Source organism: Blastococcus sp. KM273128, from assembly GCF_021698975.1.
GTDB lineage: Bacteria > Actinomycetota > Actinomycetes > Mycobacteriales > Geodermatophilaceae > Blastococcus.
Genome location: NZ_SSXA01000030.1, coordinates 1 through 17,180, shown reverse-complemented (window position 1 = coordinate 17,180; position 17,180 = coordinate 1). Strand labels below are relative to the sequence as shown.

The following is a 17,180-nucleotide window of genomic DNA, read 5'->3' as shown; positions in this document are numbered from 1 at the left end:
CGCCGGACGGGCCCCTCACAGCTGCGGGCGGACCCCGGCCTCCTCGACCAGCCGCTGCGGGGCCAGCGGCCCCTCCCCGGCCATCGCGGCGCGGCCGGGGCCGTGCCGGCCCAGCGGGAGGACGGTCCGCTCCTGCGCACCCTCGAGCTCGAGAGCCAGCGCGGCGTACAGGGCGAGGGTCGCCAGGGCCAGCCCGACCCAGCCCGCGGCCGTCTGCCAGGCGGCCGACCCGCTCACCTCGGCGATGCCGGTCACGGCGAAGCGGGTGCCGGCCAGCGCCATCACCGCGGCCGGCACGACCTTGCTGCTCACGGCCGCGGCGGCGGGCACCAGCATGGCCAGGCCGGCGACCACCAGCACCACCCCGAGGCCGTCGCTGGTGGAGCCGGGCGGCGTGGTCAGCGTGCTGACGCCCGCGACCGCCCAGGTGCCGCTGAGCAGGCCCATCCCCGTGGCCGCCACCGGGTCCCGGGTGAGGAAGCCCATGACCGAGGCCAGCAGCTGCAGCGGCACGGTGGCGAACAGCGCCGTGTAGCCGGCCACCCGCCCCTCCGCCGGCGCGATCCAGCCCAGCTGCACCGCGCTGAACATCGTCGTCGCCAATGCCAGGGCGAGGAAGCCGAGCGGGAGCGGCGTGGCCAGCGGCCGCAGCACGATCCGGGTGCCGGCCGCCGAGGCCGCGCCGTCGCCGCTCAACTCACCAGCACCTGGGTCGCGGACTCCTTGAGCTTCCCGTTCGCCCAGCGCACCTGGCGCAGGGTGTCGGGGTGGCAGCGCTCGGCGAGCTGGAGCAGCTCCCTCTTGCGGGCGCCCTGCGCCCCCTGGGCGAGCAGCTCCCAGTCCAGCGACGTGCCCGACGCCTCGCGGTAGATGTGCCGGAGGTCGGCCAGCAGGAGCATCCCGGGCGTGCTGCTGCGCCCCATCAGGTCCGACGCCTTCTGGCGGGCCTTCTCCAGGACGGTGGGGTCCCCCTTCGGCTCCGGGTCCAGGTCCAGGCCGAAGTCCCTCCCGATGTCGGCCAGGGCGCGGACGTGGTCCTGCGACCAGCGGGCGATGTCGCGCGCCACGTGGAAGACCTCGTGGTCGGCCTTGTGCCGGTCCGACATCGCCAGCAGCGCGCCGGCGAGGTGGTTCTCGGAACGGTGCAGCTCCTCGATCGCCAGGTGCAGCTTCATCGGGCACCTCCGGCCACGGTGGTGAGCTCCTCGGTGGACAGGGCGGGCTCGCCGCCGGTCGTGGGCGGCACCCCGCCGGTGACCGGACGTGAGCCGGTCGTCGTCGGCGCCGGGGACGGGCCGTCGGACTTCTTCAGCCGCTTCACCGCGGCCGCCGCCGTCTTGAAGATCGGCTGCTTGGACGCCGGGTCCCAGTCGGTGATGGTCAGCTCGTTGGCCGCCCGCCCGCGCTCGCCGTCGGGCTCGTGGCCGGCGGGCTCGTCCCAGTAGCCGTAGTGGAACGGCAGGAAGACCGCCCCGGGGCGGATACCGCTGATCCGCAGTTTCGCCTCGACGCTCCCGCGCGGGGTGCTCACCTCGAGCAGGTCCCCCTCGGTGAAGCCCCGGTCGGCCGCGTCGCTCGCCGCCATCTCGACCCACACCTCCGGTGCCGCCTTCTGCAGCTGCGGCGCCCGACCGGTCTTGGTCCGGGTGTGGAAGTGGTAGAGGGTGCGCCCGGTCATCAGCTGGAAGGGGTACTCCTCGCTGATCACCTCGTGCGGCGGGACGTACTCGGCGGCCTTGAGCACCGCCTTCCCGGAGGGGTTCATCGCCTTGTACTCGACCGGGGACAGCGGCGCCCCGGTGACGAGGTCCCGGCCGTAGCTCTCGCAGTAGCTCGGGTCCGACCAGAACCGGCCGTCGACGTAGATGTGCTCGGTGCCGTCGGGGTGCTCGTCGTTGCACGGCCACTGGATGCCGCTGCCCCCGCGGAGCTTGTCGTAGGAGAGGCCGGTGTAGTCGCAGGGCCGGCCGCGGGTGCACTCCTTCCACCCCTCGAAGGCCTCCTCCGGCGTCGACCACTTCACCAGCGGGGCGCCGTCCCTGTCCGCCAGCCCCATGCGGTGGGCGAAGTCGATGAAGATGTCGAGGTCGGGTCGCGCCTCACCGGGCGGGTCGACCGCCTTCTCCGACAGGTGCACCGTGCGGTCGACGTTGGTGAAGGTGCCCGTCTTCTCGCCCCAGGTGGCGGCGGGCAGGACGACGTCGGCGAGCTGGGCGGTCTCGGACAGGAAGATGTCCTGCACCACGAGGAAGAGCCGTTCCTGCGCCAGGATCTCGCGGATCCGGCCGAGCTCCGGGAGGGAGACCGCCGGGTTGGTGGCCTGCACCCACATGAACCGGATGGAGCCCTCCTCGGCGTACCGGAACATCTGCATGGCGTGCGTCGGCGGCGAGTAGTGCGGGATGTCCATCGGGTCGACGTTCCAGACCCGCGCGAGGTCCGCGATGTGCTCGTCGTTGGACCAGTTGCGGAACGCCGGCAGGTCGCCGTCGGCGCCGCATTCCCGGGTGTTCTGCGCGGTGGGCTGGCCGTTCATCTGCAGGATGCCGCAGCCGGGCTTGCCGAGCATGCCGCGGACGATGTGGATGTTGTTGACCTGCACGGCCGCGGCGGTGGCCTGGTTGGCCTGGTAGAAGCCCTGCAGCACCGTGGACAGGAGCCGCTCGGCGGTGCCGATGATGCGCGCGGCCTCGCGGATCTGCTCGACCGGGACGTCGCAGACCTCGGCGGCGACCTCCGGTGGGTAGTTCTCGACCCGCTTCACCAGCTCCTCGAAGCCGACCGCGTGGGCCTGCACGTACTCGGCGTCGACCCAGCCGTTGCCGATGATCTCGTGCAGCAGGGCGTTCGCCAGCATGACGTTGGTGCCGGGCCGCGGTGCCAGGTGCACGGTCGCGTGCCGGGCCACCGGCGTCTCCCGCGGGTCGACGCAGACGACGGCCGGTGGGTTGGGGCCGGCCAGCCGGTCCAGGATGCGGGTCCACAGCACCGTCTGGGTCTCGGCCATGTTGTGGCCGTACAGCGCGATGACGTCGGCGTGGTCGATGTCGGTGTAGGAACCGGGTTGCCCGTCGCAGGCGAAGGACTCCTTCAGCGCCGCGGCGGCCGTGGCGGTGCACAGCCGGGTGTTCCCGTCGACGTGGTTGGTGCCGATGCCGCCGTGGGCGATGAGCCCGAGGGTGTAGTACTCCTCCAGGAACAGCTGGCCGGTGGTGTAGAAGCTGATGGCGCTGGGGCCCTGCTCGGCGAGCAGCTCCTTCGCCCGACCGGCGACCGCGTCCATCGCGGTGTCCCAGTCAGTCTCGACCAGCTTCCCGTCCCGGCGGACGAGCGGCTTGGTGAGCCGCTCGGGCGAGTGGTTGGCCTGCCAGCCGTAGAGGTCCTTCGGGCCCAGCCGGCCGTGGTTCACCCGGTCGACGGCGCGGCCGCGGACGCCGACGATGCGGTCGTCCTTGACGGCGATGTCCAGGCCGTCGCCGTTGGAGTGCAGGATCGTCGCCGACTGCACCCAGCGGTCGACGTCGGCCTCGGTCAGGCCCTCGGCGAGGTGGCTGTCCACGCGGGTGGGCCACTGCTCGCCGGGCCCGTACGGCGTGCGGGTGCCCCAGGGCTCGGCGATCCGGTCGATGCGCGTCACGTGCGTCCTCCGGTGATCGGGATCGGGCGGGGACGTCGCCCACGGGTCCGCAGGTGCCGGACCGGCGACGTCGTGCGGAGCGGCGCCGGCGGCTGCCCACCGGCGTGGACCAGGGCCACCCGTGCCCCCGCCCGACCTCGCCAAACGGCGCGCGCCGGCAAGTGACATGGTTTCGTCATGCACCGCATCGCGGGGCGCCCCGATCAGGAGCCGTCCCCGGCGCGTCCGGCGGTCACCTCCCGGAACACCACCCGCCCCGGCGTGGCCGTCAGGCCGTGGACCACCGTGCTGGCGGCGACCACCAGCGAGCCCGCCACCAGGACGACCGGGTCGAGGGCGATCCGCTCGGACTCCAGCGTCAGGTAGAACAGCGCCGAGACGCCGATCGGCCCGAACCAGCCCAGGTGGACGGCGTCCGGCCGGCCCAGGCCCAACGGTCGGCGCAGGAGGTAGACGACCGGGGGACGGCGCAGGAGGAGCACGGCGACGGCGAACGCCACGCCGCCCCAGCCCAGCCCGCGCCACTCCTCCCACGGCAGCAGCGCGCCGAAGGCCAGGAACAGCGGCAGGACGACGAACCGGTTCACCGCCTCGTCGATGCGGACGTCGGCCGTCCGCTCGCGTCCCGTGCTGACCGCGTTGAAGGCCAGGCCGCAGACGAAGACGGCCAGGATCCCGTCGACGTGGACCAGCCCGCCCGCACCGAGGACGGCGAAGGCCAGCACCACGGTGAACACCAGCTCGGGCCCCGGATCGGTGGACCCGTGGTCGGCGCCGGCCCGCAGGGCACGTCCGCCCAGCCAGCCGAGCAGGACCCCGAGCAGCACCGCCCCGAGCACCTGCCAGAGCGACTCGAGCAGCGCTTCGCTCACTGTCATCGGGCCGGCGACCGCCACGGCCACCAGGACCAGCGGGAGGGCCAGGCCGTCGTTGGCCCCGGATTCCAGGGAGAGGAGCTGGCGGTCCCGGCCGGGGATGTCCTGCTCGGCCGGCTCGCCGGTGGCCACGTTGGAGGCGAGCACGGGGTCCGTGGGCGCCAGCGCGGCACCGAGCAGCGCGGCGACCCCCGCCCCGACGCCCAGCACCGCCGCGGCGAGCCCGGCGCCGACCAGCGCCATCACCGGCATGACGACGAGCAGGAGCAGGGTGACCGGGCGCAGGCGGGTCCGGGCGACGTGGAAGGGATAGCGCAGCGCGATCGACATCACCGAGACGGCCAGCAGCAACCGCGCGGCGGTGTGCAGCCAGGCGTGGTCGGCGATCAGGTCCGGCAGGCGCAACACGTCCAGGGCCGCCGGTCCGAGCAGCACGCCCAGCACCAGGGCGATCAACGGCTCGCTGACCGGCAGCCGCCGGATGACCGTCGACCAGGCCGCGGCGACGAGCGCGAGCGCGCCCGCCGCCACCAGCAGCACGTCGACGGTCATCGCGCGGTGGTCATCCCAGGCTGCTGATCAGGTCGCGGCAGGCGGCCTCGCAGCGCCGGCACGCCTCGGCGCAGACACGGCAGTGCTCGTGCATCCCGGCGTGCTCCCCGCACTCGTCGCCGCAGGCCTTGCACGCCGCGGCGCAGGCCTCCAGGACGGCGCGGGTGAGGTGGGCGTCGTAGCCGGTGTGCCGGGACAGGACGCGCCCGGTGGTGTCGCAGACGTCCGCGCAGTCGGCGTTCGTGCGGATGCACTTCCTCAGCTCCGCGACGGTGTCCTCGCTGAGGCACGCGTCGGCGCACGCGGTGCAGGCCTGGGCGCACTCGAAGCAGGCCTCGATGCACTCCAGGAGCTTCTGCCGGTCCACCCCGCCGAGGTCCTGCGGGTAGGTGTCGAGCATCTGGGCGGCGACGGTCACGTCGGTCCCCTCTCCGTGGTCGTCCCGGGCGCGGACGCGACCGGGGGCTCTCGCCGGAGCGCCCCCTACCCCCGTCGCCCGCCGCCGTACGCGGGCGGCCGATGACGATCGCGTGACGTGCCGTGCGGCTCAGCCGCGCTCGGCCGGCTCGGCCGCGGCCTCGGACGCCGACGGCCCGGGCTCGTCCCGCAGGAACAGGTACCAGTAGGAGGTGGCCACGAAGACGACCGCGCCGACGAGGTTCCCGGCCCCGGCCAGCAGCCAGTTCAGCAAGGTGTCGTCCCAGCCGATGTCGGGGACCCCGGCGAAGATCGCGGCCGGCAGGAAGAACATGTTGGCCACGACGTGGTCGAAGCCCATCGCCACGAAGGCCATGATCGGGAAGAAGATCGCCAGGATCTTGCCCGACACCGAGGTCGCCGCCAGCGACATCCAGACCGCGAGGCAGACCAGCCAGTTGCAGCCGACCGCCCGCAGGAAGGTCTGCCACGGCGACTCACCCAGCGCCTTGCCCTCCGCGATGGAGGCCAGCCGCTCGTAGGTGAGCGCCGCGCTGCCCGCCGCGTCGGCGTCCCCGATCACCCCGGTCTGGACGGCCAGGAAGTAGGCGACGAACAGGGCGCCCACCAGGTTGCCGAGCAGGACGAGGGTGAGGTTGCGGGCGACGTCGCCCAGCCCGAGCTTGCCGTGCATCGCACCCAGCGGCACCAGCAGCATGTTGCCGGTGGCCAGGTCGGAGCCGGCGATGAGCACCAGCACGAGGCCCAGGGTGAACGTCGCCCCGGTGAAGAGCGTGGGCAGCGTCCCCCACGTCTCCGGGTCCAGCCCCGAGGAGACGGTGATCGCCACCAGGCCGCCGAAGGCGATGTAGGCCCCGGCCAGGAAGGCGCTGACCAGCACCCGGTCCCAGCTGCGGTCGACCTTCTTGGCGCCCATCGCGGTGGCCGCCTGGGCCATCTCCTGGGGTTGCCGCGCCGTCATCGCCGCCCCCTCCGGTCGGTGCTCCGCCTGGGCGCAGCGTCCCGCCGCTCCGCGTCCGCGGCAAACCGAGCCCGCTCCGACCGGAAATGCGGACCGCGATCGGATCGCGGACGGCCGAGTACGGGGAGGCGGACCGGGTAGTGCCGGAGCGGCGCGAGGTCCCCGGGAAGCAGACACCGGCCGGCTCGGCGCCCGTTCCGGCGGCACCGCCGCCATCTCCCAGCGGAAGGACCAGTCCATGAAGGCCGTCGTCTACCGGGGCCCCAAGCAGGTCGCCGTCGAAGAGGTCCCCGACCCGACGATCCAGTCCCCGACCGACGCGATCGTCCGCATCACCACCACGAACATCTGCGGCTCCGACCTGCACATGTACGAGGGCCGCACCCCCGTCGAGGAGGGCAAGGTCCTCGGCCACGAGAACATGGGCGTCGTCGAGGCCGTCGGCGAGGGCGTCGACCGGATCCAGGTCGGCGATCGCGTCTCGGTGCCCTTCAACATCGCCTGCGGCACCTGCCGCACCTGCACCCAGGGGTGGACGTCGTTCTGCCTGCGCGCCAACCCGAACGAGGGCGTGGACGGCGCCGCCTACGGCTACGCGAACATGGGGCCCTACGACGGCGGCCAGGCCGAGTACCTGCGGGTGCCCTGGGCCGACTTCAACCTGCTCCACCTGCCCGCCGGCGACGAGCACGAGAACGACTTCACGATGCTGTCGGACATCTTCCCGACCGGCTGGCACGGCGTGGAGCTCTCCGGCTTCCAGGCCGGCGACCGGGTCGCGGTCTTCGGCGGTGGACCCGTCGGCCTCATGGCCGCGCACAGCGCCATGATCCGCGGCGCCTCGCAGGTCTTCGTCGTCGACAAGGAGACCGACCGGCTCGCGCTGGCCGAGAAGTTCGGGGCCACGCCGGTCGACTTCAGCGCGCACGACCCGGTCGAGCAGCTGATGGACGCCACCGGCGGGCGCGGCGTCGACCGGGGCGTGGAGGCCGTCGGCTACCAGGCGCACGACCCCTCCGGCGAGGAGCACCCCGAGCTGGTGCTGGACAACCTGGCGCAGGTGGTGCGCTCGGCCGGCGGGATCGGCGTCGTCGGCGTCTACATGCCGGCCGACCCGGGGGCCAACGGCGAGCTGGCCCAGCAGGGCCGGATCCCGTGGCAGTTCGGCACCTTCTTCACCAAGGGGCAGTCGATGGGCACCGGGCAGGCGCCGGTGAAGCGGTACAACCGCCAGCTGCGCGACCTGATCGTCGCCGGACGGGCCACGCCCGGGCTGATCACCTCGCACGAGCTCGGCCTCGACGAGGCCGTGGAGGGGTACCAGCACTTCGACCAGCGGGACGACGGCTGGACCAAGGTCCTGCTGCGCCCTGGCCGGAACGCCTGAGGGGAGCACGGACGTGAAGGCTGTCGTGTGGCACGGCGTCGGGAACATCCGGTTGGACGACGTCCCCGACCCGACCGTGCAGGACCCGACCGACGCGATCGTGGAGATCACCGCGACCGGCATCTGCGGCACCGACCTGCACTTCGTGCGCGGCACGATGTCGGGCATGGTCGAGGGCACGATCCTCGGCCACGAGGCGGTGGGCGTGGTGCGCGAGACCGGCCCGGGCGTGCGCAACCTGCGCGCCGGGGACCGGGTCGTCATCCCGTCCACCGTCGGCTGCGGCGTCTGCTCGTACTGCCGCGCCGGCTACTACGCGCAGTGCGACAACGCGAACCCGAATGGCCCCTCGGCCGGCACCTGCTTCTTCGGCGGGCCGCAGACCACCGGCCCGGTCGACGGCCTGCAGGCGCAGTACGCCCGCATCCCGTTCGCCCACGTGGGCCCGGTCTGGCTGCCGCCGGAGGTGACCGACGACCAGGCGATCCTGCTGTCGGACATCTACCCGACGGCCTGGTTCGGCGCGCGGCTGGCCGAGGTCGGGCCCGGCGACACCGTGCTCGTGCTCGGTGCCGGCCCGGTCGGGCAGTTCGCGGTCACCAGCGCCTTCCAGCAGGGCGCCGGGCGCGTGCTCGTCGTCGACGGCGTCGCCAGCCGGCTGGACCAGGCGCGCGGGCGGGGCGGGGAGGCGATCGACTTCAACGCCGAGGACCCGGTCGCCGTCGTGCAGGAGCTCACCGGCGGGATCGGCGTCGACCGCGTCATCGACGCCGTCGGCGTGGACGCCCAGCGGCCGAGGTCCGGCCCGGCGGCGGAGACGGCCGAGCAGCAGGCGGGCACCTTCGACCAGGAGCGCGCGCAGGTCGCGCCCGAGCAGAACCCGGAGGGGGCGAACTGGGTCGCCGGGGACGCCCCGAGCCAGGCGGCGCAGTGGGCGGTGCAGGCCGTCGCCAAGGCCGGGACGATCGGGATCATCGGCGTCTACCCGCCGGAGATGACCAGCTATCCGATCGGTGCGGCGATGAACAAGAACCTGACGGTGAAGATGGGCAACTGCAACCACCGCCGGTACATCCCGGAGCTGCTCGACCTGGTCCGCACCGGCGCGATCGACCCCTCGACCGTGCTCACCCAGGTCGAGGACATGCCCTCGGTGCTCGACGCCTACGAGACCTTCGACCGGCGCGAGAGCGGCTGGACCAAGGCGGTCGTCGCCCCCTGACGGCCCCGCCGCGCCGCCGGGCCCGCGTACCCCGGTGGCGCGGCGGGTAGGGCCGCGACCATGCCGATCGACGTCGCACCGGGCACCGTCGTCGTCTTCACCGACGTCGTGTGCGCGTGGTCCACCGTGGCCCTGCACCGCTTCTACGCGGCGCGCGACCGGCTGGGGCTGGCGGACGCGGTGCGGGTGGACCACCGGCTGTTCCTGCTGGAGGACGTCAACCGCTTCGCGATCCCGCGGGGCATGGTCGATGCCGAGATCCCGGTGGTCGGTCAGCTGGAGCCCTCGCTGGGGCTCTCCCCCTGGCAGGGCGAGCCGTCGGCGTGGCCGGTGACCGGGCTGCCGGCCGACGAAGCGGTGCACGCGGCCAAGGCGCAGTCGGCGGCCGCGGCCGAGCAGCTGGACATGGCGCTGCGGCTGGCGTTCTTCCGCGACAGCCGCTGCATCAGCATGCTGCACGAGGTCGTCGACGTCGCCCGCGGCTGCGACCTCCTGGACGCCGACGCCGTCGCGGCCGCCCTGGACGACGGCCGGGCCCGCGGTCCGATGATGGCCGGCTACCGGGCGCACCGGGACGACGTGCAGGGCAGCCCGCACTTCTTCCTGGCCGACGGCTCCGTCGTGCACAACCCCGGGATCGCGATGCACCCGGACGAGGCCGGCGGCTACCCGGTCGTCGACTCCGACGACCCCTCCGCCTACGACGACCTGGTCCGCCGCGCGGCCGGCCGGCGGGGGTAGCGGGTCAGCCGTCCGCGCGCCGCACCCCCTCCAGGCTCGAGGCGTCGCCCATCTTCCCGGCGGAGATGACGCTGAGCGAGCCGTCGGACTCCAGCACCACCGCGCCGATCGAGGACAGGTCCCCCGAGCCGGTCGCGCGCACCGCCTGCCGGATCTCCTCCATGCTGACCCGCTGCTCACGCAGCGCCTCCGGGACCGGCCTCCCGTCGCGGAGCAGCAGCGTCGGCTCCGCCGTCACCACGCCCCGGAAGGCGGGCCACCGGACGGTGACCCACGCGATCACGAACTGGAGCGCCGCGAGGAGGGCGAGCGCGACGACGCCCTCCACCCAGCTCACGTCCGCGCTGAGCAGGATCGTCGCCAGCGTCGAACCGAGCGCCACCGTGACGACCAGGTCGAAGGCGTTGAGCTTCGCGAGCGTCCGCTTGCCGGAGAAACGGAGGACGACGACCAGCGCGACGTACGCGCTCGCCCCCACCGCCAGGACGCGGCCGAGATCGGACCAGGAGTCGAACCACATGCGTGGCCCCTACCCCCGCCCCGTCCCGGTCCTACCCTCCGCCCCGTCGTTCCCCGGCGTCCGGGCACCGCGCGGCGGCGCGGCCACCCGCACCGCCGCGCGGGCGTTCAGGCGCGCCGCTGGAGCACGAAGTCGTAGCGCGACTCCAGCCAGGGCACGTCGATCGAGCCGCCGTCGGGCGTCGACCCCGGCTCGCGCTCCTCGAAGGCGGTCACCAGCTCCTGCTTGGTGCCGAAGACGACGTCGCTGTCCAGGTACTGGGCGCCCTCCTGGAACAGGTGGGTGATCAGCGGCTCGAAACCGGGGACGTTGATCAGGAAGTGGATGTGCGCCGGCCGGAAGTGGCTGATCTCGGTGCGCGCCACCAGGTCGCCGACCGGGCCGTCCATCGGGATGGAGTAGCCCAGCGGGGCGATGGTGCGCAGGCAGTACCGGCCGTCCTGGTCGGTCGTGTACTTCGCCCGCAGGCGGGCCTCGTCCACCTCGGCGAGCTGCGACTCGTAGAGGCCCTCGGAGTCCGACTGCCACACGTCGAGCACGGCGCCGGCCACCGGGGCGCCGTCGAGGTCGGTCACCCGGCCGTGCAGGTAGAGCGGGGTGCCGGGCAGCCCGTCGGACATGTCCTCGCCGAACCCGAGCTCCGGGGAGCCCTCGATGTGGAAGGGCCCCAGCACCGTGGCCGGGGTTGCCTTCGGGTCGAGCCGGTGGTTCATCTGGACGACGAGCATCGACAGGCCCACCACGTCGGAGGCGAGGATGAACTCCTCGCGCTTCTCGGTGCTGATCTTCCCCGTGGCGGTCAGCCACTGGACCGCGGCCATCCACTCGTCCTCGGTCAGCCGCACCTCGCGGGCGAAGTCGTGCAGGTGCCGCACGAGCGCGGTCATGACCTCCGCCAGCCGCGGGTCGCGGGCGGTGGCCCAGCGCTCCACCGCGAGCTCGGTGATGTTCTCCTCGGTCACCAGGTCCACGACGGTCCTCCTGCCGTCCGGCGCGGTCGGCTGCCGACCGCGCACCTCCTCCCCTCGCGGTTCCCGCGCGGGGTCTGCTCGTTCAGGGCGTCAGGACCAGCCGGACGCCGGGGTCGCCGGTGGCCTGCCGCCGCCACGCGCCGGCGACGTCCTCCAGCGGCACCCGCTCGTGGGCGACGGCCAGCCGGCCGGCCGCCGCCTCGCGCGCGATCGCGCCGACGGCCTCGGCCCGCTGCGCCGCGCTCAGCGCGTTGTTCGTGTAGCCGAGCACCGACGCCGCCTTGCCGCGCAGCACCGCGGAGGAGAACTCCGCGGTGTCCCCGGAGGCGCCGCCCAGGTTGACCAGCCGGCCACCCGCGGAGAGCGCCCGGGCCGCGGCCGTCGCGGCTCCGCCGAAGACGGGGTCGACGACGAGGTCCAGCCGCCCGCCGGCCGCCTCGGCGAACCGCTCCGCGAGCACGTCGGCCCCGGCGTCGAGGGCCACCACCGCGTCGGCGCCGGCGGTCAGGGCGCGCTCCCGCGCCGCGGCCGAGCGGGCCGCCGCCACGATCCGGCCGGCACCGAGCAGCCGCGCCGCCCCGACCGCCGACTGCCCGACCGCGCCGCCCGCGCCGAGCACGAGCACGTGCTCCCCGCGCTGCAGGCCGCCGCGCCAGGTCAGCGACATCCAGGCGGCGACGGCGGAGAGCCCGAGTGCGGCCAGCGCGGCGTCGTCGACCTCGTCGCCCACGGGGACGACGTCCCCCGGCGGCACCGCGCACCGCTCCGCGAGGCTGCCGTCGCCGGGGGCCATGCCGGCGGTGGTGCTGAACCAGACCCGCGTGCCCGGGGCGTGGCCGGGCCCGCTCTCCACCACGCCCACCCCCTGGACGCCGGGCACGTAGGGCACCGCGGGGCGGCCGAAGTAGGAGGTGCCCGACGCGCAGAGCAGGTCGAGCGGCACCAGCGGTGCCGCGGTCACGCGGACGACGGTGCGGTCGCTCCCGGGCCCGGGCTCGGGGTGCTCGCGCAGCTCGGGGGTCTCCCCCGGGGTGTGCAGGACGGCGGCGCGCACGGCCGGCCCCTCAGCCCTGCGCCCCGGCGCCGGGCAGCGGCGCGGGGGGGAACGGGTCGGGCGGGACCGGCTGGTTGTTGAGGTCGACCGACAGGAAGACGTCGTTGGCCACCGGGTGCCGGAGCTCCTCGGCGAGCTGGCCGATCAGCCCGGCGGTGCGGGCGAGCAGGGCGAACCCGCGCAGCAGCTCCATCGGCAGCCCGAGGTCGGCCAGGGCCGCGCCGCAGACGCCGGCGCCGTTGAGCGGCAGCCGCTTGCCGAGCACCTGCTCGTGGGTGCGGCCGATGGCGGCGAACAGCTGCAGGTGCGGGCCGGTCAGGCCCTCCTCGGCGGCGATCTCGAACAGCCGCGGGGTGCGCGGGTCGCCCTGCTTGTGCACGTGGTGGCCGAGCCCCGGGACGAACCGGCCGGCCGCCCGCTGCGCCGTCACCGTCTCCAGGGCGAGCGCGTCCCAGCCGGCGTCGTCGGTGGGGAGCGGGCCGTCGTGCCGGGCGAGCACGTCGTGCAGGAACCGGCCGCAGTCCTCGGTGACGCCGAGGAAGCGGGAGCCGCCGCCGAGCAGCCCGGCGGCCAGCGCCCCCTGGATCGAGTCGGGCGCCGAGAGGTAGGTGAGCCGGGTGACGATCGCGGTCGGGGTGAACCCGTGGTCGGCGAGCGCGGCCAGGACCGCCTCGAACACCCGGGTCTCCCCCGCCGTCGGGCGCCGCTGGGTGGCCAGCCAGAAGGCGAGCTCCCCGAAGCCCACGGTGCCCATGACGTCGCGGGCGAGGTCGGTGCCCAGGAGGGTGATCGACTCCAGGCTGGAGGCGCCGAGCGCCGTCGGGTACCGCGGGTGCTCGCTGCTCACCGGGACCCCTCCTCGGGGGCGCCGAGCCAGCGGCGGATCTCCGCGCCGTGCTCGTCGAGGCCCGGCGGTGGGAGCCGGTAGGCCGGCGGCGTCTCGGAGAAGGTGATCGGGTTGCGCACGGTGGGCACCGCGGCCGCGCCCTCCCCCACCTCGACGACCGGGTCCAGGCCGACCTCCTGGGCGAAGGCGACGCCCTGGTCGATGGTGTTGATCGGCCCGCAGGGCACCCCGGCGCCGATGATGTCGCGGAACCACTCCTGCTTGCTGCGGGTGCGCAGCCGCTCGACCAGCAGCGGGCGCAGCTCGTCCCGGTTGGCGGTCCGGTCCTCGTTCCGGCTGAACCGCGGGTCGTCGGCGAGCTCGGGCACGCCGAGCACCTCCACGAGCTTGCGGAACTGGCCGTTGTTCCCGGCCGTGACGATCAGGTCGCCGTCGGCGCAGGGCAACGGCTCGTAGGGGAAGAGGCTGGGGTGGCTGTTGCCCATGCGGAAGGGCACCACGCCACCGGCGACGTAGGCGCTGGTCTGGTTGACCAGGCCCGAGAGCGCCGAGGAGAGCAGGTTGACCTCGATGTGCTGCCCCCGCCCGGTGGCGTGCCGGTGGTTCAGCGCCGAGAGCACGCCGATGGTGGCGTGCAGGCCGGCCATGACGTCGAACAGCGCGACACCGCCGCGGTAGGGCGAGCCGTCGGGGTCGCCGGTGAGGCTCATGAACCCGGAGATCGCCTGCACGATGAGGTCGTAGCCCGGCAGCGACGCCCCCTCGGGTGCGCTGCCGAAACCGCTGATGGAGGCGTAGACGATGCCGGGGTTGGTGCCCGCGACGGCGTCGTAGTCCAGCCCGAAGCGGGCCAGCCCGCCGGGCTTGAAGTTCTCCACGAGGACGTCGGCGCGCCGGGCCAGCTCCTGGGCGGCCGCGCGGTCGTCGGGGTCCTTCAGGTCCAGGGCGACCGAGCGCTTGTTGCGGTTGGCGCCCATGTAGTACGTCGAGACGCCGTCGCGCACCGGCGGCTGCCAGGTGCGGGTGTCGTCGCCGTGCGGGCCCTCCACCTTGACCACCTCGGCGCCGAGGTCGGCGAGCAGCATCGTCGAGTAGGGGCCGGCGAGGATGCGGGAGAAGTCCGCCACCAGCAGGCCCGAGAGCGGCCCGGTCGCCGCTCCCCCGGAGTCCTCGGCGTCAGCGCTCATCCGGGATGCACACTCCTCGTCGTCGACGGTGACGGACAGTCGTCCGCAATCGGCGTCCGCAGTCTCCGACGCCCGTCCGGGGCTGTCAACCGCTGGCCGCACGGGTGCACCGGGCGCGACGACTCCCGTTGACAGCCGGCGCGGCACCCGTCATCGTGACCCAGATCGCAGCAGGTGTCCGCTGAGCGGACATCGGTCCGGCGATGTGACGACGACGTCCAGGAGGAGACGATGACCCACCCCGAGCCCGCTCCGGCGGCCGGCCGGCCCGTGGTCCTGCGCGGCGGGACCGTGCTGACCATGGACGAGACCTGCACCGTCCTGCCCGACGCGGACGTGCTGGTCGTGGACGACCGCATCGCCGCGGTGGGGCCGGCGCTGCAGGTGCCCGAGGGCACGCAGGAGATCGACGCCCGGGGCGGCATCGTGATGCCCGGGATGATCGACACCCACCGGCACATGTGGCAGACGGCGATGCGCGGCTACGGCGCCGACTGGACGCTGACCCAGTACTTCGTCTGGTACTACCTCGAGCACGGCAAGAAGTTCCGCCCCGAGGACGTCGCGGCGGGCAACCGGCTCTCGGCCCTGGAGGCGCTGGAGGCCGGCGTCACCACCACCGTCGACTGGTCGCACGGGCTCCAGTCGGTCGACCACGCCGAGGCCGCCGTCGAGGCACTGCGCTCGGTGCCGGGCCGGTTCGTCCTGGCCTACGGCAACATCCAGGCCGCACCGTGGGAGTGGACCGCCGACGCGGGCGTCCGCGCCTTCCTCGAGCGGCACCGCGACGCCGCCGACGACAAGCTCGGCCTGCAGCTGGCCTTCGACGTCACCGGCGACCCCTCCTTCCCGGAGAAGGCGGCCTTCGAGGTCGCCCGCGACCTCGGGCTGCCGGTCACCACGCACGCCGGCGTCTGGGGCGCCACGAACGACGACGGCATCCGCCTCATGCACGAGCACGGCTTCATGACGCCCGAGACCGTCTACGTGCACGCCGCCACCCTCACCCCTGACTCCTACCACCGCATCGCCGCCACCGGCGGGTCGATCTCGGTGTCCACGGAGTCCGAGCAGAGCGCCGGGCAGGGCTACCCGCCCACCTGGCAGGTGCGCTCGCACGGCATCCCGGTCTCGCTGTCGATGGACACCAGCGTGTGGTGGAGCGGCGACCTGTTCTCCGCGATGCGCACCACGCTGGGCGCCGACCGCTCCCGCGAGCACTTCGAGGCCCACCTCAAGGGCGAGACGGTCACCCACCTGCAGCTGCGCGCCCAGGACGTCGTGCAGTGGGCCACCCGCGGCGGGGCGCTGGCGCTCGGCCGCGACGACCTGGGCACCCTGCAGCCCGGGAAGAAGGCCGACGTCGTCCTGATCAAGAACGACGCCTCGCCGGTCTCCTTCCCGCTGCTGAACCCGTTCGGTCACGTCGCCTTCCAGGCCCAGCGCGGCGACGTGCACACCGTGCTGGTCGACGGCCGGGTCGTGAAGCACGCGCACCGCCTGGTCGACGTCGACCTGGCCGCCGTCCGCCGCGAGGTCGACGCGACCGTGGAGCACCTGCGCGGCGCGATGGGGGAAGAGGCGTGGGCCGGCGGCATGTACCCCGACCTGCCCGACACGCAGGTGCTGGACAACCCGTACCAGTACACCGACTACAAGTCGCACGGCACGCACGCCGCCCGGGAGCAGGTGTTCGAGGAGCACCTGGCCACCGAGCGGGCGGGCGACCAGGCGACCCGGCACCAGTAGGCCGGCCCGGCGGTCCCGCACACTTCCGGCCACGGGGTGTGCGGGACCGCCGCGCCACCGCAGCACCGCGGCACCGACGAGAGGAGGACGGACATGGCAGGGCGCGGCAGCGGGCCCGACTTCGTCGAGGCGCTGGCACGGGGCCTCGACGTCCTCGCCTGCTTCGACCGCGACCACCCGGTGATGACGCTGTCGGAGGTGGCCGCCGCCGCGGGGCTGGCGCGGCCCACCGCCCGTCGGCTGCTGCTCACCCTCGAAGAGCTGGGCTTCGTCCGGTCGTCGGCCGGCGCGTTCGCCCTCACCCCGAAGGTGCTCACGCTGGGCATGGCCTACGTCGGCGCGCTCGGGCTCTGGGACATCGCCCGCCCCCACCTGGAGGCGCTCGTCGCCCGCACCGGCGAGTCGTCCTCGATGGCCCAGCTCGACGGCCCCGACATCGTCTACGTGGCCCGGGTGGCGGTGCCGAAGCTGATCGCGCTGCGGGTCGACATCGGCACCCGCTTCCCGGCAGCCCAGACCTCGCAGGGAAAGGTGCTGCTCGCCGCGCTCCCGCCGGACGAGCTGGCCGGGGTCCTGGCGCAGCCCAGCCGCGCCGGGCTGCCGCCGGTGATCGGCCGCACCCCCGAGCAGCTGCGGTCCGAGCTCACCGAGGTGCGGGCCCGCGGGTGGGCGCTGGCCGACGAGGAGCTGGCGCCGGGCGTTCGCTCGGTGGCGGTACCGGTGCGGGACGGCGGGGGCGCCGTCCGCGCGGCCATGAACGTCACCGTGCACGCCGCGGAGACCTCCACGGAGCGGCTGGTCGGCGAGCACCTGCCCCAGCTGCTGCGCACCGCCGGTGACATCAGCGCGGAGTGGGCGCTGTGGCAGTCGCGCCCGCACGTGGAGCTCTCCCCCGGGCGGTCGACCGGCGCCACCGCCTGACCCCGGCCGGGATCAGGTCCCCCGGGCTCAGGGGGTGGTCGCAACGCCCTGACTGAGCTGGGGGTCGGGGCATGGCGCAGACGGCGGAGCTGCAGCATCTGCGGCGGGCGTTCTGGAG

At 74.1% G+C, this 17,180-nt stretch carries 16 protein-coding genes; 5 read left to right on the top strand and 11 right to left on the bottom strand.

Annotated features, from left to right (window positions below):
• Window positions 1-15 precede the first annotated feature (15 nt).
• The 6 genes from E9529_RS10835 to E9529_RS10810 form a co-directional block, all read right to left on the bottom strand.
• On the bottom strand, window positions 16-696 hold the full coding sequence (locus E9529_RS10835) for a GPR1/FUN34/YaaH family transporter (protein WP_236831165.1): 681 nt from the start codon (window positions 694-696) through the stop codon (window positions 16-18).
• Window positions 693-1,175 carry a hypothetical protein gene (locus tag E9529_RS10830; protein ID WP_236831164.1) on the bottom strand — a complete coding sequence of 161 codons (483 nt, stop codon included), beginning with the start codon at window positions 1,173-1,175 and terminating at the stop codon, window positions 693-695. The genes E9529_RS10835 and E9529_RS10830 overlap by 4 nt, the downstream gene beginning before the upstream one ends.
• Window positions 1,172-3,637, bottom strand: a complete 2,466-nt coding sequence (locus tag E9529_RS10825; protein WP_236831163.1) for a molybdopterin oxidoreductase family protein — start codon at window positions 3,635-3,637, stop codon at window positions 1,172-1,174. The genes E9529_RS10830 and E9529_RS10825 overlap by 4 nt, the downstream gene beginning before the upstream one ends.
• Before the next feature lie 203 nt (window positions 3,638-3,840).
• A complete protein-coding gene (locus tag E9529_RS10820) occupies window positions 3,841-5,064 on the bottom strand; it encodes a cation:proton antiporter (RefSeq protein ID WP_236831162.1) in 1,224 nt (407 codons plus the stop codon).
• A gap of 10 nt (window positions 5,065-5,074) precedes the next feature.
• Complete coding sequence (locus E9529_RS10815) at window positions 5,075-5,482, bottom strand: four-helix bundle copper-binding protein (RefSeq protein ID WP_236831161.1); 408 nt, start codon at window positions 5,480-5,482, stop codon at window positions 5,075-5,077.
• A gap of 129 nt (window positions 5,483-5,611) precedes the next feature.
• Window positions 5,612-6,463, bottom strand: a complete 852-nt coding sequence (locus E9529_RS10810; protein WP_236831160.1) for a formate/nitrite transporter family protein — start codon at window positions 6,461-6,463, stop codon at window positions 5,612-5,614.
• Window positions 6,464-6,701: 238 nt separating this feature from the next.
• On the opposite strand from E9529_RS10810, the gene E9529_RS10805 reads away from it, so the two are divergent.
• The 3 genes from E9529_RS10805 to E9529_RS10795 are packed head-to-tail and all read left to right on the top strand — an operon-like array spanning window position 6,702 to window position 9,813.
• On the top strand, window positions 6,702-7,850 hold the full coding sequence (locus E9529_RS10805) for a glutathione-independent formaldehyde dehydrogenase (protein WP_236831159.1): 1,149 nt from the start codon (window positions 6,702-6,704) through the stop codon (window positions 7,848-7,850).
• 13 nt (window positions 7,851-7,863) lie between these two features.
• Window positions 7,864-9,072 carry an alcohol dehydrogenase catalytic domain-containing protein gene (locus E9529_RS10800; protein ID WP_236831158.1) on the top strand — a complete coding sequence of 403 codons (1,209 nt, stop codon included), beginning with the start codon at window positions 7,864-7,866 and terminating at the stop codon, window positions 9,070-9,072.
• A gap of 60 nt (window positions 9,073-9,132) precedes the next feature.
• Complete coding sequence (locus E9529_RS10795) at window positions 9,133-9,813, top strand: DsbA family protein (RefSeq protein WP_236831157.1); 681 nt, start codon at window positions 9,133-9,135, stop codon at window positions 9,811-9,813.
• A 4-nt stretch (window positions 9,814-9,817) separates the two neighbouring features.
• Here E9529_RS10795 and E9529_RS10790 read toward each other — a convergent pair whose 3' ends face one another.
• From E9529_RS10790 to E9529_RS10770, 5 genes are all read right to left on the bottom strand, one after another.
• Window positions 9,818-10,333 (bottom strand): DUF421 domain-containing protein, encoded by a 516-nt coding sequence (locus E9529_RS10790; protein WP_236831156.1) that lies wholly within the window; start codon window positions 10,331-10,333, stop codon window positions 9,818-9,820.
• A 107-nt stretch (window positions 10,334-10,440) separates the two neighbouring features.
• Window positions 10,441-11,304 (bottom strand): dioxygenase, encoded by an 864-nt coding sequence (locus E9529_RS10785; protein WP_236831155.1) that lies wholly within the window; start codon window positions 11,302-11,304, stop codon window positions 10,441-10,443.
• 82 nt (window positions 11,305-11,386) lie between these two features.
• Window positions 11,387-12,358, bottom strand: a complete 972-nt coding sequence (locus E9529_RS10780; protein WP_236831154.1) for a zinc-binding dehydrogenase — start codon at window positions 12,356-12,358, stop codon at window positions 11,387-11,389.
• A gap of 10 nt (window positions 12,359-12,368) precedes the next feature.
• Entirely contained in the window at window positions 12,369-13,205 is an 837-nt protein-coding gene (locus tag E9529_RS10775; protein ID WP_236831153.1) for a citryl-CoA lyase, read from the bottom strand.
• Window positions 13,202-14,392 carry a CaiB/BaiF CoA-transferase family protein gene (locus E9529_RS10770; RefSeq protein ID WP_236831152.1) on the bottom strand — a complete coding sequence of 397 codons (1,191 nt, stop codon included), beginning with the start codon at window positions 14,390-14,392 and terminating at the stop codon, window positions 13,202-13,204. The genes E9529_RS10775 and E9529_RS10770 overlap by 4 nt, the downstream gene beginning before the upstream one ends.
• Before the next feature lie 231 nt (window positions 14,393-14,623).
• On the opposite strand from E9529_RS10770, the gene E9529_RS10765 reads away from it, so the two are divergent.
• The gene (locus E9529_RS10765; RefSeq protein ID WP_236831151.1) at window positions 14,624-16,141 is read left to right on the top strand and encodes an amidohydrolase family protein; all 1,518 of its coding nucleotides are present in this window, start codon (window positions 14,624-14,626) and stop codon (window positions 16,139-16,141) included.
• A gap of 93 nt (window positions 16,142-16,234) precedes the next feature.
• Window positions 16,235-17,062, top strand: a complete 828-nt coding sequence (locus tag E9529_RS10760; RefSeq protein ID WP_236831150.1) for an IclR family transcriptional regulator C-terminal domain-containing protein — start codon at window positions 16,235-16,237, stop codon at window positions 17,060-17,062.
• Window positions 17,063-17,180 lie beyond the last annotated feature (118 nt).